Source organism: Mumia sp. Pv4-285 (assembly GCF_041320275.1).
Taxonomy (GTDB): domain Bacteria; phylum Actinomycetota; class Actinomycetes; order Propionibacteriales; family Nocardioidaceae; genus Mumia; species Mumia qirimensis.
Genome location: NZ_CP162023.1, coordinates 2,669,183 through 2,692,493 on the forward strand (window position 1 = coordinate 2,669,183; position 23,311 = coordinate 2,692,493).

The 23,311-nt window shown below is 69.4% G+C and carries 21 protein-coding genes; 16 read left to right on the forward strand and 5 right to left on the reverse strand.

Going from position 1 to position 23,311, the window contains the following annotated elements; all coding sequences use genetic code 11:
* The first annotated feature begins 90 nt into the window (after positions 1-90).
* The 8 genes from AB3M34_RS12890 (at position 91) to AB3M34_RS12925 (ending at position 8,669) form a co-directional block, all read left to right on the forward strand.
* A complete protein-coding gene (locus AB3M34_RS12890) occupies positions 91-1,107 on the forward strand; it encodes an ABC transporter substrate-binding protein (protein WP_370614393.1) in 1,017 nt (338 codons plus the stop codon).
* Positions 1,104-1,985: an ABC transporter permease gene (locus AB3M34_RS12895; protein WP_370614395.1), complete on the forward strand. Its 882-nt coding sequence runs from the start codon at positions 1,104-1,106 to the stop codon at positions 1,983-1,985. Before AB3M34_RS12890 ends, AB3M34_RS12895 begins: the two co-directional genes overlap by 4 nt.
* Positions 1,982-2,761 (forward strand): ABC transporter ATP-binding protein, encoded by a 780-nt coding sequence (locus AB3M34_RS12900; protein WP_370614397.1) that lies wholly within the window; start codon positions 1,982-1,984, stop codon positions 2,759-2,761. Before AB3M34_RS12895 ends, AB3M34_RS12900 begins: the two co-directional genes overlap by 4 nt.
* A complete protein-coding gene (locus tag AB3M34_RS12905; RefSeq protein WP_370614399.1) occupies positions 2,758-3,828 on the forward strand; it encodes an ABC transporter substrate-binding protein in 1,071 nt (356 codons plus the stop codon). The genes AB3M34_RS12900 and AB3M34_RS12905 overlap by 4 nt, the downstream gene beginning before the upstream one ends.
* On the forward strand, positions 3,825-4,814 hold the full coding sequence (locus AB3M34_RS12910; protein WP_370614401.1) for an LLM class flavin-dependent oxidoreductase: 990 nt from the start codon (positions 3,825-3,827) through the stop codon (positions 4,812-4,814). The genes AB3M34_RS12905 and AB3M34_RS12910 overlap by 4 nt, the downstream gene beginning before the upstream one ends.
* On the forward strand, positions 4,814-5,974 hold the full coding sequence (locus AB3M34_RS12915) for an LLM class flavin-dependent oxidoreductase (RefSeq protein ID WP_370614403.1): 1,161 nt from the start codon (positions 4,814-4,816) through the stop codon (positions 5,972-5,974). Before AB3M34_RS12910 ends, AB3M34_RS12915 begins: the two co-directional genes overlap by 1 nt.
* Positions 5,971-6,924 carry an ABC transporter substrate-binding protein gene (locus AB3M34_RS12920; RefSeq protein WP_370614405.1) on the forward strand — a complete coding sequence of 318 codons (954 nt, stop codon included), beginning with the start codon at positions 5,971-5,973 and terminating at the stop codon, positions 6,922-6,924. The genes AB3M34_RS12915 and AB3M34_RS12920 overlap by 4 nt, the downstream gene beginning before the upstream one ends.
* 116 nt (positions 6,925-7,040) lie before the next feature.
* Complete coding sequence (locus tag AB3M34_RS12925; protein ID WP_370614407.1) at positions 7,041-8,669, forward strand: alkaline phosphatase D family protein; 1,629 nt, start codon at positions 7,041-7,043, stop codon at positions 8,667-8,669.
* Positions 8,670-8,694: 25 nt separating this feature from the next.
* Here the strand turns inward: AB3M34_RS12925 and AB3M34_RS12930 are convergent, their stop codons facing one another.
* Together AB3M34_RS12930 and AB3M34_RS12935 are read right to left on the reverse strand one after the other, a co-directional pair.
* Positions 8,695-9,924 carry a Fic family protein gene (locus tag AB3M34_RS12930; RefSeq protein WP_370614408.1) on the reverse strand — a complete coding sequence of 410 codons (1,230 nt, stop codon included), beginning with the start codon at positions 9,922-9,924 and terminating at the stop codon, positions 8,695-8,697.
* Positions 9,925-9,987: 63 nt separating this feature from the next.
* A complete protein-coding gene (locus tag AB3M34_RS12935) occupies positions 9,988-12,018 on the reverse strand; it encodes a sulfatase (RefSeq protein ID WP_370614410.1) in 2,031 nt (676 codons plus the stop codon).
* A gap of 134 nt (positions 12,019-12,152) precedes the next feature.
* On the opposite strand from AB3M34_RS12935, the gene AB3M34_RS12940 reads away from it, so the two are divergent.
* A complete protein-coding gene (locus AB3M34_RS12940; RefSeq protein WP_370614412.1) occupies positions 12,153-12,557 on the forward strand; it encodes a hypothetical protein in 405 nt (134 codons plus the stop codon).
* Positions 12,558-12,635: 78 nt separating this feature from the next.
* Here AB3M34_RS12940 and AB3M34_RS12945 read toward each other — a convergent pair whose 3' ends face one another.
* The 3 genes from AB3M34_RS12945 to AB3M34_RS12955 all read right to left on the reverse strand — a co-directional run bounded on the left by AB3M34_RS12945 (position 12,636) and on the right by AB3M34_RS12955 (position 16,870).
* A complete protein-coding gene (locus AB3M34_RS12945) occupies positions 12,636-13,733 on the reverse strand; it encodes an NAD(P)H-binding protein (RefSeq protein WP_370614414.1) in 1,098 nt (365 codons plus the stop codon).
* Positions 13,734-13,822: 89 nt separating this feature from the next.
* Entirely contained in the window at positions 13,823-15,019 is a 1,197-nt protein-coding gene (locus tag AB3M34_RS12950; RefSeq protein ID WP_370614416.1) for a hypothetical protein, read from the reverse strand.
* 330 nt (positions 15,020-15,349) lie between these two features.
* Positions 15,350-16,870 (reverse strand): HNH endonuclease signature motif containing protein, encoded by a 1,521-nt coding sequence (locus AB3M34_RS12955; RefSeq protein ID WP_370614418.1) that lies wholly within the window; start codon positions 16,868-16,870, stop codon positions 15,350-15,352.
* Positions 16,871-17,055: 185 nt separating this feature from the next.
* On the opposite strand from AB3M34_RS12955, the gene AB3M34_RS12960 reads away from it, so the two are divergent.
* From AB3M34_RS12960 to AB3M34_RS12990, 7 genes are all read left to right on the forward strand, one after another.
* Positions 17,056-17,394: a PadR family transcriptional regulator gene (locus tag AB3M34_RS12960; protein WP_370614420.1), complete on the forward strand. Its 339-nt coding sequence runs from the start codon at positions 17,056-17,058 to the stop codon at positions 17,392-17,394.
* A complete protein-coding gene (locus AB3M34_RS12965) occupies positions 17,391-18,323 on the forward strand; it encodes a hypothetical protein (protein WP_370614422.1) in 933 nt (310 codons plus the stop codon). Before AB3M34_RS12960 ends, AB3M34_RS12965 begins: the two co-directional genes overlap by 4 nt.
* Positions 18,324-18,401: 78 nt before the next feature.
* Positions 18,402-19,031: a hypothetical protein gene (locus AB3M34_RS12970; RefSeq protein WP_370614424.1), complete on the forward strand. Its 630-nt coding sequence runs from the start codon at positions 18,402-18,404 to the stop codon at positions 19,029-19,031.
* A 6-nt stretch (positions 19,032-19,037) separates the two neighbouring features.
* Entirely contained in the window at positions 19,038-19,637 is a 600-nt protein-coding gene (locus AB3M34_RS12975) for a hypothetical protein (RefSeq protein WP_370614426.1), read from the forward strand.
* A gap of 107 nt (positions 19,638-19,744) precedes the next feature.
* Positions 19,745-20,683: a VOC family protein gene (locus AB3M34_RS12980; protein WP_370614428.1), complete on the forward strand. Its 939-nt coding sequence runs from the start codon at positions 19,745-19,747 to the stop codon at positions 20,681-20,683.
* Between the two features lie 29 nt (positions 20,684-20,712).
* Entirely contained in the window at positions 20,713-21,282 is a 570-nt protein-coding gene (locus tag AB3M34_RS12985) for a dihydrofolate reductase family protein (protein ID WP_370614430.1), read from the forward strand.
* Between the two features lie 107 nt (positions 21,283-21,389).
* Positions 21,390-23,297, forward strand: a complete 1,908-nt coding sequence (locus AB3M34_RS12990) for an amidase (protein ID WP_370614432.1) — start codon at positions 21,390-21,392, stop codon at positions 23,295-23,297.
* Positions 23,298-23,311 lie beyond the last annotated feature (14 nt).

Here is a 23,311-nt window from a genome sequence, read left to right on the forward strand (position 1 = left end):
TGATCATGAGTAAATGACTACCTAGTTGATGGACATACTCATCTCTGCCGGGTCAAACCCGGCTCCACCGAAAGCCACCCAGGAGCAGCCATGTCATTCCGTCCGCCACGCCTCCGCCTCCGACGCCTCGCCGCCGCCGTCGCTCTCGCCACCACCGCCGCGACGATGACGGCCTGCGGCGGCGACGCGAACGCCGGGTCGGAGGACGAGACGGTGATCAAGCTCGTCGACCCGGGCAACGCCGGTCTGCTCGCGTACGCCAAGAAGACCGGCGTCCTCGACGAGAACCTGGAAGCCGCGAACGCTCGTGTCGAGTGGGGTGGTTCGTACGGCTCGTTCACCGCAACGATCGACGCCGTCCGCTCGGGCGACGTGACCCTCCTCGAGGGCGCCATCTCCCCCGCCATCGGCTACCTCTCGACCAGCAACGACCTCAAGATCTTCGCGGTCGCCGACCGTACGACGGACCCGAAGGCCCCCGTCGGCGACGGCCTGGTCGTCCCCAAGGACAGCTCGGTCACCTCGATCGAGCAGCTCGTCGGGAAGAAGGTCGCCGTCAACAAGGGCGGCCGCGGCGAGTACCTGCTCGGGCTCGCCCTCGACAAGGCCGGCATCGGTCACGACGAGGTCGAGAAGGTCTACCTCAACCCGGTCCAGGCCGCGGGTGCGTTCCAGTCCGGCAAGGTCGACGCCTGGTGGGCGATCGTGCGCGGCTACCCCACCGCTGTCGCGGCGGGCGCCAAGACGATCGTGACCAACAACGACGTTGAGGACAACGACCTCACGATCCTCGCGGCGCGTCAGGAGCTGGTCGAGGAGAACCCGGAGGCGCTGAAGATCGTCACGGACACGCTCGCCGAGCTCCAGAAGGAGGCGACCGCCGATCCGGAGAAGTTCCAGAACGTCTTCACCGACTCCGGGCCGACCGCCACCTCCGGGGACGCGCTCCAGCGTGACGTCGAGGTCGAGCGCTACAGCCTGCCGTTCCGCCCGGTCGAGGAAGCGGACCTGCAGAAGATCCAGCTCGTCGCGGACTACTTCCTCGCGCACCAGTTCATCAGCAAGGCCGTGAAGTCCTCCGACGCGGCAGTGCAGCTCGGATCATGACGGCGGCCCTCGACGCGACGCCTCGGGCCGACCGGGCCGCTGCGGGCGCACCGGCCGACTCGGACAGCGCCGTGACGCTCGCCCGCCCACGGTTCCTCGGCAGCCGCAAGCGCAGCCGGACGTTGTCGGTGTCGCTCCGCTTCGCCGTGCCGATCGGGCTCCTCGCCCTCTGGCAGATCGCGAGCAGCACCGGCTGGCTCGACCCCGAGATCCTCTCGTCGCCCGGGTCGGTCGTCCAGGCGGCCGAGGAGCTGTGGGAGAGCGGCCAGCTCACCGACTTCCTCGCCGCATCGGGGCGTCGTGCCGCGATCGGCGTGACGCTCGGAGTGACGGTCGGTCTGATCCTCGGCGTCCTGTCCGGGATCTCCGCTCTCGGTGAGGACCTCATCGACCCGACGATGCAGATGTACCGCGCGGTCCCGTTCCTCGCGCTCGTGCCTCTGCTGCTCTCGTGGTTCGGCGTCGGCGAGGGCTTCAAGATCGTCCTCATCGCGGTGTCCGCCGTGGCTCCGATGTACGCCTACACCTACCTCGGTGTCCGAGGGGTCGACCGCAAGGTCCTGGAGGCCGCGCGCGGCTACGGCTTGTCGGGCGCACGCCTGGTCGTGCAGGTGATCCTGCCCTCGGCACTCCCGAACATCCTCATGGCGTTGCGGATCTGCCTCTCGGTCAGCCTCACCGGCCTGATCGCCGCCGAGCAGATCGGCACCACGACCGGCATCGGTTACCTGGTGTCGCTGTCCCAGCAGTACTTCCGCAACGACTACATGGTGCTCTGCATCGTCCTGTATGCGGTGATCGGTGTCCTCATCGACCTCGGGATCCGCGTCGTCGAGCGGTTCGCGATGCCGTGGCGATCGGGGGTGGCCGCACGATGAGCACGGCCACCACCACCCGTACGAAGTCGTCCGTCACCACCGCACCAGCCGCCGCACGACTGACCACCGTCAGCAAGGCGTACGGGGACAACCGTGTCCTCGACGGCATCGATCTCACGATCGCGCCCGGCGAGTTCGTGGCCGTCCTCGGACCCAGCGGCACGGGCAAGACGACGCTGCTGCGTCTGCTCAACGGCTTCGAGAAGCCAGACGCGGGCAAGATCCTGGTCCCGCCACGAGTCACCACGGTCTACCAGGAGCCACGACTCGTCCCGGCGCACCGCGTGCTGCGCAACGTCCTCCTCGGCCAGCGCCGTACGAAGGCGAACAAGAGCGCGGCGCTCTCCGCGCTGTCCGAGGTCGGTCTCGAACGGCACGCCGGCTCGTGGCCGGCGACGCTCTCCGGAGGCGAGGCCCAGCGGGTGGCGCTGGCCCGGGCGCTCGTACGCGATCCGCAGCTGCTGCTCCTCGACGAGCCGTTCGCGGCGCTCGATGCCCTGACACGGCTCCGGATGCACGACCTCCTCGACCGGCTCCGCGAGCGCCACCGCCCGGCGATCCTGCTCGTCACCCACGACATCGACGAAGCCATCCGGCTCGCCGACCGGATCGTGATGCTGCGCTCCGGATCGGTAGCCATCGACGTCCGGATCGACGTCGAGCACCCCCGCGCGATCACCGACCCGCGCGTCGTGGACCTCCGCGAGCGCCTTCTCGGCGAGCTCGGGATCACCCCAACCTCTGCCTCATCGACTCCCACGAAGGAGAACCCATGACCAGCGTCTCCGAACGGACCGACGTGAACCAGCTCTGGTACACGCGGTGCCCCGTCCCGACCGCCAGCGGCCTCGCCTACAACCTGGGCTGGCTCGACGAGGCGTTCAGCCCCGCCGGCCTCTCCGTCGGGGTCCTGCAGGACGCCCCGCCCGAGATCGCGCGGCACCACTTCGACCACCAGCTCGTCGGTCTCTTCCGCGAGGGCGGCAACGTCCCGGCGCTCGTCGCCCGGTCCGAAGGCGCTCCCACTCGGCTCATCGGTCTCACCTGGATCGACGAGTGGCAGTCGATCCTGACGCGACCGGACTCCGGGATCTCTGGCCCCGCGGACCTGCGCGGCCGCCGGGTCGCGATCCCGGGCTGGGCCGGCTCACGAGGGACGAGCTTCCCGCGGGCGATGGCCCTGCACGGATTCGTCAACGCGCTCAAGCTGGCCGACCTCACGCTGGACGACGTCGACGTCGTTGAAGTCGGGCACAGCGTTGAGGTCGAGTCGCGTGTCGATCGCGCCCCGGGCAACGACCCGTCGGCGGCGGCACCGTGGCCGGGGCTGACGCATCTCGCCGACGGCCTCGTTGACGCCGTCTATGTGAAGGGGGCTCGTTCGGCGGAGCAGGCACGCGAGTTCGGGGCGGTCGTCGCGATCGACCTCGACGCCACTACGGAGCGCTCGTCGCGTGTCAACAACGGCACGCCCCGCCCGATCACGGTCCACGAGGCGCTTCTCGCGGAGCGCCCCGAGATCGTCGTCCAGTTCCTCGTCGAGACGCTCCGCGCGTCGACCTGGGCCGCGACGCACGTCGACGAGCTGCGTGCCATCCTCGGTCGCGAGGTCGGGTCCGGAGCTGAGGGCGTCATCGCGGCGTACGGCGAGGACGTCCACCTCTCGCTCACGCCGACCCTCGACGGCGAGCGCCTCGCGCTACTCGACCAGCAGCAGCGCTTCCTCCACGACCACGGGTTCCTCGCCTCGCGCGTCGACGTCGCGTCGTGGGCCGCGTACGAGCCCCTCGCCGAGGCGGCACGCCTGGTCGGCGAGCAGCAGGACGGAGCGTCGGTCCGATGAGCCTCCGAGTCTGGACGACGCTCGCGACGCGCGACGAACGCGACTGGGGACATCTCCCGCCGTCGGAGGAGCGCGCTCACGCCGTACGGGCGGCGGAGATCGCCGGCCTCGACGGCGTCGTCGCCCCGTACGACCTCGGCGGCGAGGAGTCGACGGTCCTCGTCGGCGACGCGCTGCGTCACACCCGCTGGGTGCACGCGCTGCACGAGTTCCACGTCGCGGCGTTCAACCCGGTGTACGCGGCGAAGATCGCTGCCTCGTACCAGCGCTTCACCGCCGGCCGCCTCGACTGGGCGCCGCTCGTGACGGCGGCGACCCCGTCGCAGCGGCGCCCGTCGAGCACGGACGCTGCGAGCTGGTACGCGCGGGCTGACGAGTTCCTCAACGTCGCCCGCGGTGTGTGGAACAACGCGACGTTCGATCTCGAGGGGACCTACTACCAGGTGAAGGGCGGCGGCTTCCGCGAGGCGCTCGCCGGCCTGCCGTTCCCGCGCGTCCACCTCACCGGCAGCGACGACGACGCGCTGTGGCTGTCGGCCAAGCACGGAGACGTCCACGTCTTCACCACCGCGCACGAGGTCGCCGAGCGTGGCCCGCTGCTGCAGGAGCAGGCGCGCGCACTCGGCCGTGAGGTCGAGCTCGGCGTCCGGCTGTCGGTGCTGGTGCGCGAGACCGACGACGAAGCACGGTACGAGCTGTCCGCGGAGTCCGGCGCGAGCCCCGACCTCGTACCGCTCCCCTCCGGTGCGTCGTGGTGGGACGGGTTCGCGACCCGCGGGCACGCCTCGCCGGGCGGCCTCGTCGGTTCGTACGCGCAGGTGGCCGACGAGCTCGCGCGCCTCGCGAGCGAGGGCGTCAACACGGTCATCCTCGACGTCCGTCCCCGCGTGGAGGAGACGTACCGGATCGGTGAACACCTCCTTCCCCTCGTACGACCTGCCGCAGGCAGCACCACATCCGACCTCGAGACGACAGGAGTCCGCTGATGGTCGACGTCTACTGGCGGATCGGCACGCATGGCGACCAGCCCTCGGTCCGCAGGCCTCACGCGCAGACGCGCGGCGACTGGGCCCCTAGCGAGCCGGGGAGCATCACCCCTGGTCGGCGCGGCGGGAGCGACGACGGCTACACGTACGTCGACCACATGGCCGACGTCGCGAAGGCCGCCGAGTCCGCAGGGTTCGTCGGCGGGCTGCTGCCGAGCTTCCCGTTCACCGACGATCCGTTCACGACCGCCGCCCTGCTCGCGCGGGAGACCCGCACGTTCCGGTTCATGGTCGCGTACCAGCCGGGGTTCCTCGATCCCGTCCACGCGGCGCGGCTCTCCGCGAGCCTGCAGCGCGCCACCGGCGGACGCCTCACGTACAACGTGATCACCGGCGGCGGTGGCCCGCAGCAGACCTGGTGGGGAGACACGGTGGCGCACGACGACCGGTACGCCCGGACGGCCGAGTTCCTCGACGCGCTCAAGGGCGCGTGGGGCACCGAGCCGTACGACCTCGATGGGCGGTTCTTCGACGTCCAGGGAGCGCACCTCCCACCGGAGCTGGCCGCGCAGCCCGTGCCCGAGGTCTACTTCTCGGGCTCGTCGCCGGCGGCGATCGAGACGGCCGGCAAGCACGCCGACTACTACCTGTCCTGGCTCGAGCCGTTCAGCGCGCTGCCGGACAAGTTCCGCCAGGTGCGCGAGGAGAGCGCCGCCTTCGGTCGTACGCCGCGGTTCGCGCTGCGCGTCGAGATCCTCGCCCGCCCCACCGAGGAGGAGGCGTGGGCCGAGATCGACCGCGCATGGCCGGCCATCGACAAGGCGAAGCTGTCGTTCGACGCGACGGGTGACTCCGTCGGCGCTGCCCGCGCACGCGGCTTCATCAAGCAGCCGGTCACCGGGCCACGCGACCTGGAGGTCGAGCCGAACGTGTGGGCAGGGTTCCACCTGCTCCGCGGCGGGCCGGTCTTCGGGCTCGTGGGCAGCTACGACCAGGTCGCCCAGCGTCTCGACGAGCTCGTCGAGCTCGGCACGGACGCCTTCATCCTCGCCGCGGTCCCGCACCTCGAAGAGGCGTACCGGATCGGCAGCGAAGTCCTCCCCCGCGTCACCTTCGACCGCACCAACTCGCTCACCTCAACCCTCAGGAGTGCCTCATGACCACCCGCGTCGGATTCTTCCCGCACAACAACTCGCTGTTCGTCCTGCGCCACCGCGGCCTCCTCGAGCAGGCGCTCGACGACGTGACCTGGGTCGACCTGCGCGAGCTGCCGTCGGGGCCGAAGCCCGGCGTCCGCGACGGGCTCCCGACCGCGCACGCCGACCACCTGTTCAGCAAGGAGGGCTACGACGTGATCGGTACGGGGTTCACTCCCCCGATCACCGGCCTCGGCCAGGGCCACGACCTCGTCTACATCGGCATCTCGGAGCCACGCGTCGAGAACGGCCGGCTGGTGGCGAAGGCCAGCTCGGGCATCTCGACCGTCGCCGACCTGCGCGGCAAGAAGGTCGGCATCGGGCACGGCTCGTGGCAGACGACCCTGCTCCTGTTCGCGCTCGAGCAGGTCGGTCTGGGCTGGGACGACGTCGAGCCGGTGGACGTGGGCGCTGACGCCGCGGACCTCTTCCTCGCCGGTTCCATCGACGCCTGGACCGGTGCGTACCCGGAGCTCTCGCGCGTCGAGCAGGAGACCGAGGTGACGACGCTGATCGAGACCGAGGGTCTGTTCAGCCACCCGTCGCTGTGGTTCACGCGCCGCGACTTCGCGGTCGAGCGCACCGACGAGCTGGCCGCCGTGATCGACGCGCTGCAGGAGTCCGACGCGCGGATCGTCGCCGACCCGCGTGAGGCGGCGGAGTTCTTCGTCGCCGACGCGCAGGCGCACGGGCAGCCCGCCAGCGTCGAGTCGTGGGAGTACGCGCTCGCGCACCGCCCGTTCGGCATCAAGCCGGTCGACGACACGTTCCTCGACGAGCAGCAGCGCGCCGCGGACCTGCTGTTCGCGAACGGTCTCCTGCCGAAGGCGGTCGACGTCCGTACGGCGGTGCTGCCCGAGGTGTCGGCCCTCGTCGAGAAGTCGCGCACCGCGGTGGCGCACAGCGCGAGCTGAGCCACGGGCGTACGAGTCGGGGGCGGGCCGCGGACGGCTCGCCCCCGACGACATTTCACCGGGTGTTCGCCTCGCCGGCGTCGAACAGAGTCAAGACCTGGCACAACAGTGGTCGAGTGATCTCCTCGACTCCTCCTCGAGCTTCGTCCAAGTCCTCGCTCCCGTCGTTCGCCACGGCCGACTCGCTCACACGGCGCCGCGCTCTCGCTGTCGCTGGTGGCAGTGCTGCCGGTCTCGCCTTCGCACTCAGCAGCGCCGGCGTTGCCCACGCCGGAGAAGGCAGCGTCGAGCGTGACCCGTTCACGCTCGGGGTGGCTTCCGGCGACCCGACGCCCACCTCCGTCCTTCTGTGGACGCGGCTCGCCCCAGAGCCGGTGGCCATCGGATCCGGTCTGGATCCGCGCCGGCGCTACCCGGTGATGTGGGAGGTCGCGACCGACGAGCGGTTCCGGCGTACGGTCGCGCGCGGAGTCGCGATGGCGACGGCTGAGGAGAACTTCTCGGTGCACGTGGACGTCCGTGGGCTGCAGCCCGGCCGGCCGTACTGGTACCGGTTCCGCTCCGGCCGCCACGTCAGCACCGTCGGCCGTACGCAGACGACACCGAGTCCGCGTGCGGCGCCACATCTGCGGTTCGCCTTCGCGTCGTGCATGAACTACCGGGCGGGCTATTTCCAGACGATGCGCGACATGGCCGAGCGCGACCTGGATCTGATCCTGTTCCTCGGCGACTACCTCTACGAGTACCCGGTCCAACAGCTCCCGGTCGGCCGTACGATCCCGTCGCTGCCGGCCGAGGTCCTGCCGATGACGACGACGCTCGACCAGTACCGGCTCCGATACGCGCTCTACAAGCTCGACCCTGATCTGCAGGCCGCCCACCACGCGGCACCGTGGATCGTCACGTGGGACGACCACGAGGTCAGCAACGACTACGAGACCGACGCCCCCGACGACCTGCTGCGGCGAGCGGCGGCGTACCGGGCGTACTGGGAGAACATGCCCCTCAGGCGACCGCACCGGCCACGCGGCTCCGACGCCCGTCTCTATCGTCGCCTCGCGTGGGGTTCGATGGCACAGTTCGACATCCTCGACACGCGGCAGTACCGCGACCCGATGGCAGGGGGCTCGACGACACCGGACGTGGGCGAACGACGCAACCCCACACGCACGGTGCTCGGGCGCGAGCAGGAGCGCTGGTTCGCCGGCAGCTTCGGCATGACCCCAGTGCGCTGGAACTTCGTCGGTCAACAGCTCCTGATGGCACGCCTCAACACCGCAGCGGCCGAAGGTGCGCCAACCACGTTCAGCGCGGGGACCTGGGACGGCTACCAGGCGTCCCAGCAGCGGATGTTCGACGTCGTCTCCGACGGCCTCGACTCCGGTCGCGTACGCAACTTCTGCTCGCTGGGCGGCGACGTCCACACCTCGTACGTCTCCAACCTGATCTCGGACAGCCTCGACCCGGGCTCACCACTGATCGGTGTCGACATCACCAGCCCCTCGATCACCAGCGCGCAGGACTTCAACCCGGTCGCGAACGAGGCCCGCCAGGTCCGCCGACGCATGAACCCGACGCTGCGCTGGGCCGACCTGCACTGCGGGTACGACATCTGCGACGTCACCGCCGAACGCGCGGAGTTCGAGGTGCGGGTGGTGGACAAGGTGAGCGTGCCCGACTCTCCCGTCTACACCGGGGCGCGGTTCACGGTGGAGGACCGGGTTCCCGGGTTCGCGGAGGGCTGACCGACGGCTGTCAGGTCGGCGGCACTCACCAGGCGCGGCGCCCCACGCGCTCGGCGAACCGGTCCAGGGCGTCGATGACCTCCGTCGCCAGCCATACCCTGTTGCGTCGGCTGTCTCCCGAGCGCGACAGGACTCCGGCATCGTCCAGCTGCTCGACGGCGCGCTGGGCAGCAGAGAGCGCGATCCCCAGGGTGCTCTCGACGTAGGCGACGTCGACGGCCGGCTGATTGAGCAGGCACGGCAGCAGCCTTCGGGCAGCCGAGCCTCGACGTGACGTCAGGCGCTCGAGCCACCCGTCGTAGATCTGGTCGAGGTCCTCGACCAGCTGCCTCCCGTTGCTGACCGCACGGAACGACGCGTTGGCGAACTGCCGGATGATCGGCTCGACGTCGCCGGCACGGTAGTCCGTCAGCGCGCGGAAGTAGGCGGTCGTGTCGGTGAGCAGGCCGGCGGAGACGGGCACCGTCAGGCGTCGCGTGACGTCGGAGTGGCGCAGCATCGCGTGGACGAGGGTGCGTCCGACACGGCCGTTGCCGTCGTTGAAGGGGTGGATCGTCTCGAACTGAGCATGGGCGATCGCGACCTGCACGAGGACAGGCAGGTCGGCCCGGTTGACGAAGGCGATCAGGTCGTCGAGGTCTGCCGCCACCCGCGAGTGATGGGGCGGGACGAACGACGCGGTGTGCGGGCTCAAGGCGTTGCTGCCGATCCACACCTGCTGATCGCGGAGCCTGCCGGGAGCGGCGTACTCGTGGCCGGTCAGCAGTGCCTCGTGGGCCGCCAGGATCGAGCGGACGCTGATGTCGTCGGCCAGCTCGACCGCACGCTGCATCGCGGCGACGTTCGCCGTGACGAGCTGGGCGTTCGGGCCGGACCTCGCAGCGATCGCGGCCAGTGCCAACGCGCGGGCTCCCGCCGTGACACCCTCGATCTCCGACGACGAGGCGGACTCGGTCCGCAGCAGCACGGAGGCCAGCGGCGCCAGCTCGGCAGCGGACTCCGCGGCGTCAGCGCGTCGGCCGGCAAGGCCGCCGACCTCCGCATCGAAGCGCGTGATCTCGCGGATGGCGTCCTCAGCCTCTGCCTGGAGATCGGCGCCGATCTGCACGGAGACCTCGGCTATCCGCGCCGGGACTGCTGCCTCGTACGGGCCGCGTGCGGACAGTCGCTGCCGTCGAGAAGCGGCGCGATCAGGCTCGCGGCCCCACGGACGGGACTCCCACCCGACGGCGAAACCGCTGTCTCCGTGGTTCATAAAGGGATGTTACACCACTTTATCTCTCTAATGTGGTGCAAGCATCTCCTTTTGACCCCTTGATCAGTGGTGACCGCGGTGCCGACGCGCTGCACGGTGGGCAGTGATCCCGTCGAGCGTGATCGTGCCGTCGTCGAGCCGGACGCTCGCCGCGTACCGGTACGACGCGCGTACGGCCGGGTCGGCGAGGTCGATCGCGCCACCGACGTCGACGGAGTAGAGGAACTGCCAGCCGCTCCCCTGGTCCGCGTACGCGGTCGCCGTCGTGCCGCGGAGCACGAACGCGTACCGGGCAGCGGGTCCGGCGAGGTCGACGGAACCGTCGAGGTTGCCGAGCGGCTCGCCACCCGCGGTGATCAGCGCGCCGTCGATGCGCAGGTCCCAGCCGACCCGGTGCAGTCCGTTGTGATAGCGGAACAGCAGGTAGTTGTCGGCGTCCTTCGCCAGGCCCACGAACACCGTGTCCTGGGTGCCGGACTCGGCGAACGTGCCCGTGTCGAGGACGATCGCGACCTCGTCGGAACTCGGGGCCACGTCGGAACGGAAGACGAGGTGCGACATCCGTGAGGCGGTGACGGCGAGCTGCCCGTCCCGTACGGCGACCTCGCCGAACGCGGCTCCGACCGGCAGCGTCTCCCAGCGCGAGAGGTCGCCGTCGAAGGTCTCCTCGAGCTCGCGGAGCGGGTACGCCCCGCGGGACGGCGGCGGCGGAAGCACGTCGACGTCGGCGAGGTGCGCACGCAGCAGTGCTCGCAGGATGCGCTCGGTGACGACCTCGTCCGCGGAGATGTCGGTCGTCTCGCCCGGGTCGCGAGCGAGATCGTACAGCTCGGTACGTCCGTCGCGGAGGTACTGGACGAGCTTGTAGCGGCCGCGGCGTACGGCGGCGTGCGGGTGGGTGCTGCCGATGAAGTGCGGGTAGACCCAGAAGAGCGTGTCGCGTCGGACGCGGCCCCGGCCGGTGAGGATCGGCGCGATGCTCTCACCGTCGAACTCGCGGCCCGGCCGTCCACCCGCGAGGTCGAGCGCGGTCGGGAGGACGTCGATCGTGCTCGTCGGTGTTGCGTCGTGGCGGCCGGGCTGGATCGTGCCGGGCCACGACGCGATCAGCGGCACGCGGATCCCGCCCTCGTACAGCTCGCCCTTGCCTCCGCGCAGCGGTGCGTTCGCATCCCTGTACGGGCCACCGTTGTCCGACGTCACGAACAGCAACGTGTCGCGGGCGATGCCGAACTCGACGAGGGTCGCGGCGATCCGGCCGACCTGGTCGTCGATGCTCTCGAGCATGGCGGCGAGCAGCGGGCGGTTCGGCGAGTCCTTCGCACCCGGTTTCGCGGAGTACTTGGCCACGAGGTCGGGCTTCGCGTCAAGCTTCGTGTGGACGGCGTAGTTCGACACGTGGAGGAAGAAGGGCTCGTCGCGGTGGCGGCCGAGGAAGTCGACGGTCTCCTGCGCGAGGCGGTCGGTGAGGTACTCCCCCGGCTCGCGCGCCGGGAGGTCCGGCATGAAGAAGTACGGGTGGAAGTAGTCACCGTCGCCGATGTACTTCTCCTCCGACGCGATGACCTCGTCGAACCCGTGCGCGTACGGGTTGCCGGGACGGCTGCGGTAGTCGCCGGAGTAGCGCTCGGTCAGGTGCCACTTGCCGATCAACCCCGTGGTGTAGCCGTACGGTCCGAGGACGTCGGGGACGGTGCGGATGTCGGTCGAGAGGCGCTTGTCGCTCGGGGCGGGCTCGCCGCGGAGGAAGTCGGTGATGCCCGTGCGCGCCGGAAAGAGCCCGGAGATGAGGGCGGCGCGGGTCGGCGAGCACAGCGGCGCAGCGGCGTACGCGGTGTCGAACTGCAAGCCCTCGCTCGCAAGCCGGTCGATGTGCGGCGTCTCGTTGAAGGTGTTGCCGTAGCAGCCGAGCTCGTCCCACCCGAGGTCGTCGATCGAGACCACGATGATGTTGGGGCGGCGCCGGCCGGTTGCATCGGCCCGGGCGATGGCGCTGGGCGCGACCGTGAGCGTGAGGGCGGATGCGGCGATGCCGCGGAGAACGGAGCGGCGGGACGGTTCGGTGACGTGCTCTGGTGCCTCGATCGTGGGCATGAGGGTACGAAGTGCCTTTCGCGCGTGGGCAGCGGTGATGGTCGCAAGCCGTTCGAGGCTAACGACGGCGCTGCGCGCGGGCGAGGGTCGTGATCACGGTGAGCGAAAGGGTGGTTGGAGGTGACGCGCATCGCGTGACCCGCGTCATGAATCGTCAACCCGTCCGTCTCATTCACATCCGAGTCACGCAACCGCAGGAGAACCACGTGAAGAAGATCCTCGCCGCCGGCGCCGTCACCGTTGCCTTGTTCGGCGGCACGCTCGCCGTCGCACCGGCAGCATCTGCCGCCAATGGCACGCCGGGCTGCGTCACGAAGGCGGAGTACAAGAAGGCGAAGAAGGGCATGACGAAGAAGCGCGTCAAGAAGATCTTCGGAACTGGCGGCAAGCGCGATGCGCACGCTTCGTCGGGTGGCTACGTCTCGGAGATTCGCTCGTACAAGACCTGCAGCAAGTACTCCGCGGTCGCCATCGCGTTCGACAAGGCGCCGGGCAGCAAGCTGCGGCTGAGCGCGAAGAGCGCGGTTTGGGTGTCGTGATCTGAATGGGAAACCGTGCCCCCGTGGAGCGAATCCTCGGGGGCACGGTCGTATTGGTGCCGGGCGGCGCCGACCGACTCAGATGTCGGTCGGCATCACGGCGGTGCCGTTCTTCATCCGCTCACGGAAGCTGCCGGTCGGGAACTCACGGTCCTTGAGCTTCTCCATGAACTCGCGCAGCGTGCGTGTCCCGTACGCCGGCGCGACGTGGTCGACGACGGACCAGTACTTCGCCGCCTCGAGGTAGTACGCGACCGGCGCGACCTTCTTGCTGATCTTGCCGATGCGGGTGAGGCGCGCGATCTTCTTGTCCCAGGTGGACATCGGGACGACGTCCCACTCAGCCTCACGTCCGGTGATGTCGAACATCATCTGTCCGGCGTCCTTCAGGGTGACGACGTTGTCGGCGGCCCACGGCCCCCCGACAGGCAGGACGCGACCGTACGCATCGGGCGCCAGCACCTGGTTGGTGATGAACTCGGCGAGGTCCTCGCGCGCGATCGGGTTGACGACGTTGTACTCGCCGTGGTCGAAGATCCGGTACGGCAGGCCGTTCTTGACGTCGCCGAAGGTCATCGACAGGTAGGGGTAGTACGCGGTCGGCCGCACGATCGTCCACGGGAGCGCGCCGTGGTGCTGGCCCATGAGCTCGCCCTCGACCTGGAGCTTGTAGACCTGCGGGATCAGCTCGGGCCGGTAGGCGCCGAAGTCGCTGATCTGGATGAACTGCTGCACGTCGTTCGCGACCGAGGCCTTGATGCCGTTCACCACGGCGTCGTAGTCGACCGACCGGCACTCCTCGGCGTCGTTCGGACGACGACCACTGAGCAGTGAGATGACCACGGCAGTGGGTGCCATCGCTACCGAGTGCTCGACGTCCTTCGTTCGCGTCGGGTCACCGGCGACGACCTCGGCGTCGGCGAACTCGACTTCATCCTTGACCGAGGCGTCCCGGGCGAGGACGGCGGGTCGGTAGCCGCGGCGGGCGAGCTCCGGAACGAGCGCCCGACCGATGTAGCCGGTGCCGCCGAGCACCAGCACTCGCTCGCCGTTGCCGGCGCCTGAGGGGCCAGTCACGTAGCGGTCGGACGAGCTCGAGAGCAAACGCGCTCGCAGCTCGTGGCTGTGCTTCTGAGCAGCGGCGGTGTCGAGGTTGGTGATGGTGCTGTAAGCCATTGAAGGATCGTATATCGTATCGCCTCCTTCAGGCCAGGCTGGGTGAACATTGGTTCGGGCGACGGTCGCGGGACACTCGGACGCGCGCGTCATGCCGCGCGTGCGAGCTCGGCGAGCTCCAGGCACTGGCTGCGGGATGGTTCGGGGACGCACCGTGCGATGGCCTCCCAGCCATCCGCGTCGCCTGGCCGCACGAGATGCCTGCGCGCGGCCTCGTACACCAGCGGATTGGCAAGGTTGTAGATGGCGTGCTGAGCGAGGACGCCGATGGATCCCGGGACCACCTTCGGCATATCGAGGGCCATCTCACACGTGCAGAGCGCCTCGGCGATGTCGCGTTGAAGCCCTGCATCCATGTAGTCCCGCACCCGCCCCGGGATCGGGCCGTCTTCGAAGTCGTCGACCTCGCCCAGCGGGTCGTCGTCGTATGGATCCTCGTACGAGGCATGCGATTGGTGTGCACCGCGCGAAGGATCGTCGAGGAGGTCCGACCACAGCATCGTGGAAACGCGCGTCCCGGGTCGGTACGGGAGGCGCCCCTCATCAGCAGCGCGGAGGAGCTCGGCGCACAGGGGAACCGGGTCGTCCTCATCGAGCACCTCCACCAAGCTGTCGGCGGTGACCCGATCGAGCAACATGGGTCGGCGCTCGAACATCAATCCCGGTGCGGTCTCGATCGGAACCAACCGCCCGAGGACGAGGTCGCCGGGGGCATTGCCGACGGCGGCACCGACGTGGAGTGTGCGGTGCTCCCGTCCGCTCGCGTGGTCGCGGACGATGAGCACCTCGCCCTCCGTGCCACTCAGCTCGTACACCTGCAGCGGCGCGTCGGACCACTCTCGAACTCGTCCGGCCCGATCGATCAGCGCCGGCGACGCACGCTGATCGAGGAACGATGCCAACCCACCGCCGTCGTACAGAGCGAACGCCTGACACAACGTGTCGGAAGCGGCAACACGCGGGGCGTACGCGTCGAACCAGGCGGCGAGCGGTTCGTCAGCCAGGTCTGGGACCCCGTGGGTGAGGGTCGCGTACTTCGCGGCGACCCCGACACGTAGGTCTCCCTCGTACATCATCCAGCCGTACGCCTGGTCGCGGAGCCACCGCGCAATCAGCCACTCAGGCGCCGAGTCGCCGAGCCGCGCGAGGTATTCGAGCGTCGCCGGCCGCCTGCTCCCGACGACGTAGAACGTGCGTCTCATCGCGTCGAGCGCGGCGGCCGCGTCGCCGCGAAGCTCTGCCTCGTACGACTCGAGCAGCGCCGCGTCATCCTCCGGCGTCCGCATCGCCTCCAGTTGAGCAAGGACGTCGGGCCCTCGCAGCTCCAGCGTGCCGCAGCCACACGGACACGCGATCGGGGTCGTGACACGGTTCTGATGTCGCGCGCGTCGGCGTAGACGATGACGGTCGGGGCGGCGGGAGGCCTTGCGGCGACGGCGTGACTGAGGCATGACGAACAGCATGGGGTTTCGGAGCACCTCCCCGCGGAGACCTCGACGCCGGCTGTGGAAAACCTGGTCCCATCAGACGCCAGCTGGGCTTGCCGATGCACCCGGCGCGGTGTGGCGGCGGGTTCAGCGGGGGATGATCGCGGCCAGCCGCGTCCTTGCAGAGGACTATGTGCGGAGTCTGATGAGTCGTTCGTGGTGGGGACTGGCGAGGGTGTCGCGTAGCTGTCGGTGGGAGTCGACCAGGTCGCCGTAGCGGTAGCTGCGTACGCGCACGGCACCTGACGGCGGCGGGTCGCCGAGAAGGATCTCGGCCAGGTCGCTGCCGAGAGGCGCGTCAGCCGTGGGGTCCATGCTGCTCCCCACCGGACCGTCGGCGGTCGCGGCGGTGAGTGCTTCGGCGACCGCGGGGATGTCGCGCAGGGTGCGCAAGGTGCGCAGCCACTGGGAGAGGTTGTGGCGTTGGCGGCGCTGGGCGTCTTCGATCTCGAGGATCCGCGTGCCGGCGCGGCGGCTGAAGACGAACCCGCCCTGGCCGTCGGGTTCGACCCACAGCCGGCCGGCGTGGATCAGCTGGTGGCAGCGAGGGCACAGGCCGACGAGCTCGTCGAGGTCGGTGCGGCCGCCGTCGCGCAGCCACCAGGCGGCATGGTGGAGCTCGAGAACCGTGCCGCCGCAGCCTGGATTCGCGCAGACACCGCCTTGGCGCGCCCGGACCGCGCGACGCTGCTCACGGTTGGCCAGGCGTCGGGTGCGGCCCACGTTGAGGATGTCGGCCTGGGGAGTGCGTCCGGTCGTGGCACCGTCGACGAGCAGGTCGGTGCGGTCGGCGTCGCAGCTCAGGTAGTCGAACAGCTTGGCCCCGATCGGCCCCCACCCGGCCAGCACCGGCGGTTGCGCCCCGGGCTGGCCTGCCAGCCAGTCGGCGTCGACCATCACGTTGACCTGGGGCCGCATCCCCCGCTCGGACGGCATCCCGTGCGCGAGCGCGGCGGCGGCGAAGTCACCGACCGCGTCGACCCGCCGCTGCGCCGGACTGCGGGTGTCGTCGGCTCCGCGGGGCGCGCAGGCCGCCTTGAGCCAGGTCTCGAACCGTGCCCCGGCGACCGCGTCGAGGAACCCCCTGACGTGGTAGCCGTCCCCGCAGGCGGCCACCGACAGGTCGTGCTTGTCCATCCCCGCGAGCCAGGCATCCTCCAACCCCTCGGGATGCGCCGCCTGGGTCAGCATCCTCAGCTGCTTGGACAGCTCGGCCGGCTCACACACCAGGGCGACGTCGAGCATCACCTCCTCGGCGTCGGTGATCACGACCCGGTCGGCCTTCTTCAGGGCGAGGGTGAACGCGTCCACGTGGGCCTGGGTGATCTCGCCACGCCTGTGCGCAGCACCGACCTCGGGCAGCACCCGCGCCGTCCGGCCCGCCGCCAGCGCCCGGCGGGTCTGCTTGACGTCCCACCGCAGCTCGCGACGCGCCCACGCCGCCACCGACGACGCCCCCTCGGCCTCGTAGGAGGACTGGTCCTGCATCTGCTCCAGCCAAGTCGCCTGCAGGCCACCGATGCGATCGGCGACCAGCTGCAGGCGGCGCAGGACCTCGCACGTCTGCGCGTCCGTGGCCAACGGCACCACCTGGGCGGCGAACGCGTCCAGCGCCGCCTCCAGCGCGTCCATGGTGTCGAGGTCGAACATGTGTTCGATTGTATCGCAGCGTGGCGTACGCCGCTACCCCTCGATGACAGGTCGCGACGCCGATCGCACGCGATTGTCGAGCGAGGAGACCGGCGCCCGCACAGCGCTCTGTGGGGGCCGCCCACCCTCGCAGCCTTTAATGTGCGACTTGCCTATAGTGTGTGCTGCACAGTATCGTGTCGGACATGAGCGACGACCTGGTCAGACAGCACGTGCAGGAGCTACGCCGCGGCACGGTGGTGCTCGCATGCCTCCTGTCGCTCCGTGAGCCCGGATACGGCTACGGCTTGCTCGAGTCGCTCGACGAGTCTGGCATCGCGGTGGACGCGAACACGCTCTATCCCCTGCTGCGCCGCCTCGAGAAGCAGGGCCTGCTCAGCAGCGAGTGGAACACCGACGAGGCCCGGCCGCGCAAGTTCTACCGCACCAGCGCCGACGGCGGTCGACTCGCCGAGGCCCTCGTCGCCGAATGGCACGACATCGACACCGCGCTCGCGCGATTCACCTCCGGAGGGACCCGATGACCACCACGCTCACCGACCGCTACGTCCACGCCGCCACCCGCTGGCTGCCAGGCGGATCGCGGAGCGAGGTCGAGGCCGAGCTGCGCGAGCGCATCGAGGACACGCTCGCCGCGCGCGGCAGCTCCGCCGACGCCGAGCGTCAGGTTCTCGAGGAGATGGGCGATCCTTTGCTCGTCGCGGTCGACTACACGGGTCGCGAGCCGCGGCTGATCGGGCCGAGACTCTTCATGCCGTGGCTTCGCCTGCTCGTGCTGCTGCTCGCGATCGTCCCGCCCATCGCCGCCGCCGGTCACGTCATCGGCGGTCTCACCTCCGGCGACGCGATCGCCTCGACCCTCATCGGGTCGCTCGGGGTGGCGTTCGGAGCGGCGATCCAGGTGGCGTTCTGGGTCACCGTGGTCTTCGCCGTTCTCGACTGGACGGGTGCGCTCGAGGGCGAGGACGTCGAGTCCTGGACAGTGGACAAGCTGCCCTCCCCCAGCAAGCCGGGCCAGTCGTACGCCGACACGATCGCGAGCGTCGTGTTCCTCGCCGTGACGGCAGGCCTGCTTATCTGGCAGCAGACGGGATCGCCGTTCCACGCCGACGGCGACAGCATCCCAGTCCTGGACCCTGCATTGTGGTCGTGGTGGATCCCGGTCGTGCTGGTCCTGCTGGCGCTCGAGATCGGCTTCACCGTCTGGGTGCACCTGAAGGGATGGACGTGGGCGGCTGCGGCTATCAATGCGGTGATCGCGCTCGCCTTCGCGGCGGTCACGCTACCGGCGCTGAGCGACGGCGACTTCCTCAACCCGGCCCTTGTCGAGCACCTCGAGTGGAACGCCTCAACGGTCGACACAGTGCTGCAATGGACCATCGCGGGCGTCGTCCTGGTGACCGTGTGGGAGATCGTGGACGGTTTCCTGAAGGCGCGGCGGGCGCTGGCGTGAGGTCTGAGCAGGGTCGGCTAGTCTCGCCGCGTGGTGAACTGGCGACGCAGCGGTACGGCCCGCGTTCTTGTCCCTCTCATGGTTCTGCCGGCCCTCCTCGCCGGCTGTGGCGGAGGCACGTCGGAGGCGACGTCGACGCTGACGGAGTCCGAGCTCGAGTCGGTGCTGGTGACACTGGACGACCTGCCCGCCGGTTTCGAGCCGATCTCGGGCAGTGGCGCCGGCGCAGCGAGCGACGCCCGCGCCAGCCTCAACGACGCGACGTGCCTCGCTGGGCTCGACCTCACGAATGCTGATGATGCGCCGAAGGCCGAGACCAGCTTCAACCGGGCCAACGTTCTCACGATCACCAGCACGGCAACGTCGTACCCGAGCGACGACGTCGCGGCGGACTTCGACGAGGCCAGCCAAGCGCTCGCGTCGTGCTCGGACTTCGAGGTGAAGGCCGACAACGGATCCGGCATCACGGGTCGGCTCGACTCCGACACGACGCCTGCCTCGAACGACGTCGACGCCCAGATCAACGTCCGCCTCACCGGTACGCAGCCGCCGTCTGGCCTTCCGGTCGAGATCACGTTCGGCTTCGCGCGGATCGGCAACGACGTGGTCTCTGTCAGCGCCGAAGGCCTCGGCGGGCCGTCCGAAGAGTCGTTCCAGGAGCTGATGCGCGCCACGACCGAGCGGCTCGTCGCCGTTCACGAGGGCTGATCGGGGATGCACGACGACGCGCCGGTGGGGTCGTGGAATCCGGCCCACGGTCCGCTGCACCGCTACCTCTCCCCCCGCCCTCGTACGGCAGTGGCCGTCGGCGGCGGGATGCTCACCGTGGCCGTAGTGCTCGTGGCCATGGCGGTCATCCAGCGCGACAGGCTGGTGGAGGAATGGTTCGCCGTCGTCGTGCTCGTGGTGTTGGTGGTGTTCCTCGGCGGGCTCGGGCTGGCGGCCATCGCGGGCACCCTGCGTGGTGGCCGCGCGGAGATCGCGATCGGCCCTCACGGGATCACGAGCAACCGACTCTCGCCCGACTCGTGGGTGTGGGGCGACCTCTACCGCGTCTCCATCGACGTCGCGCTGCGCCGCGAGGCGTTCGTCACGACGCTCGAACCGAAGATTCTCCGTACGCGCGCGACGATCGAGATCGTGCTCCAGCCGACGGCTACGGTCGGCCGCTCGCCTGCGCGCATCCGCGTCGTCGCTCCCACCTTCACGACAGGTGAGAACATCCCGATCGTCCGCGACCTCGACGCTGCACTGCGCGCGTACGGCGGTCTCCGGTACGCCGGCGTGAGCGAGCAGCTGAGGCACACGCTCTAGCCCCTCATGGCGCGACTCACGCCCGATGAGTTCGTACGTCGGCCCAGGTCGTACGTGCAGGTGGCAGCCCGTCTGCCGCACAATCCGTACGAGGGGAGCATGAGCACATGTCCGACCTGCCGCAGAGGATCGTTCCGAACGTCTGGTGCAACCGCAACGCCGAGGAGGCCGGCCGCTTCTATGCGGAGGCGCTGCCCGACACCCGCACCGAGGTCGAGGCCCGATATCCCACGGAGGGCTTGCTCGACTTCCAGCAAGCGTTCGCGGGCGAGCCGCTCACCGTCACCGTCGAGATCGCGGGCACGCGGATCACGCTGGTCAACGCCGGCGACGAGTTCCGTCCGACGCCCGCACTCTCGTTCACGCTGAACTTCGACCCGCTGCGGTTCGGCGGGGCCACCCCCGAGGGCGAGCAGGCGGCCCGCGACGCGCTCGACGCGACGTGGACGGCGCTGGCCGACGGTGGCACCGTGCGGATGGAGATCGGCGAGTATCCGTTCGCGAAGCGCTACGGCTGGGTCGAGGACCGGTACGGCGTGAACTGGCAGCTGATGCTCACCGACCCGTCCGGCGATCCGCGTCCGTTCGTCATCCCGGCGCTCATGTTCGGTGGGGCGGCGCAGGACAAGGCCGCCGAAGCCGCCGACTTCTACGTCTCCCTGTTCGAGAGCACTCCCGGCGGGGCGGAGGTCGGCAACCGCTTCCCGTACGGCACCCCGACCGGTCCGGCGAGCGCCGAGGGGCTCGCCTTCGGTGAGTTCCGGATCGGTGACCAGTGGCTCATGGCATCGGACTTCGGCGCCGACCACTACTTCGGCTTCTCCGAGGGCGTGTCGCTCGAGGTGCAGTGCGAGGACCAGGCCGAGATCGACCGCCTGTGGGACGCCCTCTCTGACGCGCCCGAAGCCGAGCAGTGCGGCTGGCTCAAGGACCGGTACGGCGTGAGCTGGCAGATCACTCCGGTGGGGCTGGGCAAGCTGATGGAACGCCCGAACGCGTTCGAGCACATGTTGGGGATGAAGAAGCTCGTGATCGCCGACTTCTGACACGCTGCGCGCATCAAGGGAGCAACGAGATGAGACCACTTCGCTACTCGATCAACGTCACGCTGGACGGCTGCTGCCATCACGAGGCGGGGCTCGCGCCTGACGAGGAGTCGATGCGCTATTGGACCGCTGAGATGGAACGCGCCGATGCCCTGCTGTTCGGCCGGGTGACCTACGAGATGATGGAGGCGGCATGGCGGCGGCCGGCCAGCGGCACGTGGCCCGACTGGATGCGTGAATGGGAGATCCCGTTCGCCGAGGCCATCGACGGCACGCGGAAGTATGTCGTGTCGAGCACGCTGAGCGAGGTCGACTGGAACGCTGAGCTGCTGCGAGGCGACATCGGGCAGGCGGTCCAGCAGCTCAAGCAGGAGCCAGGCGAGGGCCTGTGGGTGGGTGGCGTGACGCTCCCCCTGGCGTTGGCCGATCTGGGACTGATCGACGAGTACGAGTTCCTCGTACAACCGGTTCTTGCCGGACACGGACCGACACTGCTCGCCGGTCTGCGCGAGCGCATCCAGCTCGACCTCGTGGATCGCCACGAGTTCCCGTCGGGGGTGGTTGCCCAGCGATACCGACCCACGGGGGTGCTTGGGTGACTCATCGCAGCGACTCCAACAGTTGACTGCTCAGCAACGCTGAGGAAACACCACGTCCCTAGTTTTTCACCGACCGCTGAACCACGGAAACGTTCGGAGATCGGTACATGAAGAACACGCCACGGACCCGCCTGCTGAGCCTCGCCGGCGCCGCAGTCACCCTCGTCACCGCGACGGCACTGGTCACCCCGACCGCCTCCGCTGCGCCGGACGCCTCGGATCGTCGCCCTTCACAGGGCAAGAGCAAGCACCTCGATCGCGTCGACCTGTCGACGCTCACCATCGCGGAGACCCTGAAGGGACTCGAGACCGGCAAGTACAGCTCGGTCGAGCTCGTCGAAGCATTCCTCGACCGCATCGAGGCCTACGAGCCGTACTACAACGCGTTCACGCAGATGAACCCCGACGCGCTCTCGGACGCCGCCGCATCCGACGCCCGCCGTACGAAGGGCAAGGGCAAGAAGCCTCGCGTCCGTGCGCTCGAGGGCGTGCCGATCGTCATCAAGGACTCGATGGATGTGAAAGGCATGCCCACCACCTCCGGGTGGTCTCTCACCTCCCCCATCTCGGGCGGCATCTCGCTGGTCCCGGAGACCGACGCTCCGGCGGTCGAACGCCTCCGCGAAGCTGGCGCCATCATCATCGGCAAGACGAACCTGCCGACGCTGGCGAAGAGCGGCTCGAACGCCAACACCAGCTCGTACGGCCCCACGTACAACGCGCTCAACCAGGCCTGGGCGCCCGGCGGTTCCTCGACCGGCTCGGCGACCTCGGTCGCAGGTGGCTTCGCCGTCGCCGGCATGGCGGAGGAGACCGGTGGCTCGATCCAGAACCCCGCCTCGGCTCAGAGCCTGTACGCGGTCAAGCCGACGTTCGGCCTGATCCCCAACACCGGCAACTTCCCCCTCCAGGGCGTCACGCGGGACGTCCTCGGCCCTCTCGCCAAGACGCCCGAGGACGCCGCGATCATGATGGATGTCCTCTCCGGCTCCTCATCCGACGACCCGAAGACCGAGGACGCCGTCATCCCGAAGGGAGGCTTCACCTCGAAGCTCTCCACGAAGGCGCTGAAGGGCAAGCGGATCGGCCTGTACGGCCCGGGCTGGCGTACCGGCTCCAACAGCGAGCTGTCCCCCGAGACCGCCGAGTTGTACGCCGACGCCGTACGCAAGCTCGAGAAGCAGGGCGCGACTGTGGTCGAGGACCCGTTCGCGGGATCCGGCTTCGCCGCGCTGCGGACCGGCGGAGGTGCGACCGGCGGCGGCAACAACTGGGCCGTCGACCAGTACCTGAAGCGCCTCGGCACGAGCGCGGCCGTCAGCTCCGCCGCCGAGCTCAAGGCGTGGGGCGACGCCAACGGGTTCGAGGACGACCCGCACATCGGCGCGATGCTGGACGGGGCCACCGAAGAGCCGGACCTCACGCCGTTCCTCAAGAACCGCGACGCGTACCTCGAGATCTTCGACAAGGTGCTCGAGGACAACGACCTCGACGCGCTGATGTTCCCGCAGCAGGTCCGCGAGGTCGGCCCGGTGTTCGGCGGAAGCGTCTCGGCCAGCACCGTCTCCGAGATCAACATCGCTCAGCTGCCCGGCGTCGTCGTGCCGAACGGCACGTACGACAGCGGCAAGCCGTTCAACCTCATCTTCATCGACGAGAAGTGGAGCGAGGCCGAGCTCCTCGGGTACGCGTACGACTTCGCGAAGGCGTACGGCGGTCGTACCGTCAACGACCTCTCCACAACGCCCCCGGACACGACCGCGCCGACGGTGACCGTAAAGCCGGGCTCGGTAGGCGCGGACGGCATCTATTCGACGGTGTCGTACAAGCTCTTCGACGCGGGCAAGATCGCGCGAGCCACGATCAACGACGTCGAGAAGGACCTCATCGACAACACGTGGTCCGACCTGAACGGCATCAAGCCGGGGGTGTTCGGCGCGAAGGCGGGGAAGAACACGCTCAAGGTCTACGACGTGTTCGGCAACGAGACGACCGTGGAGTTCACGTTGGGGTAGCGGCGCGCCACGAC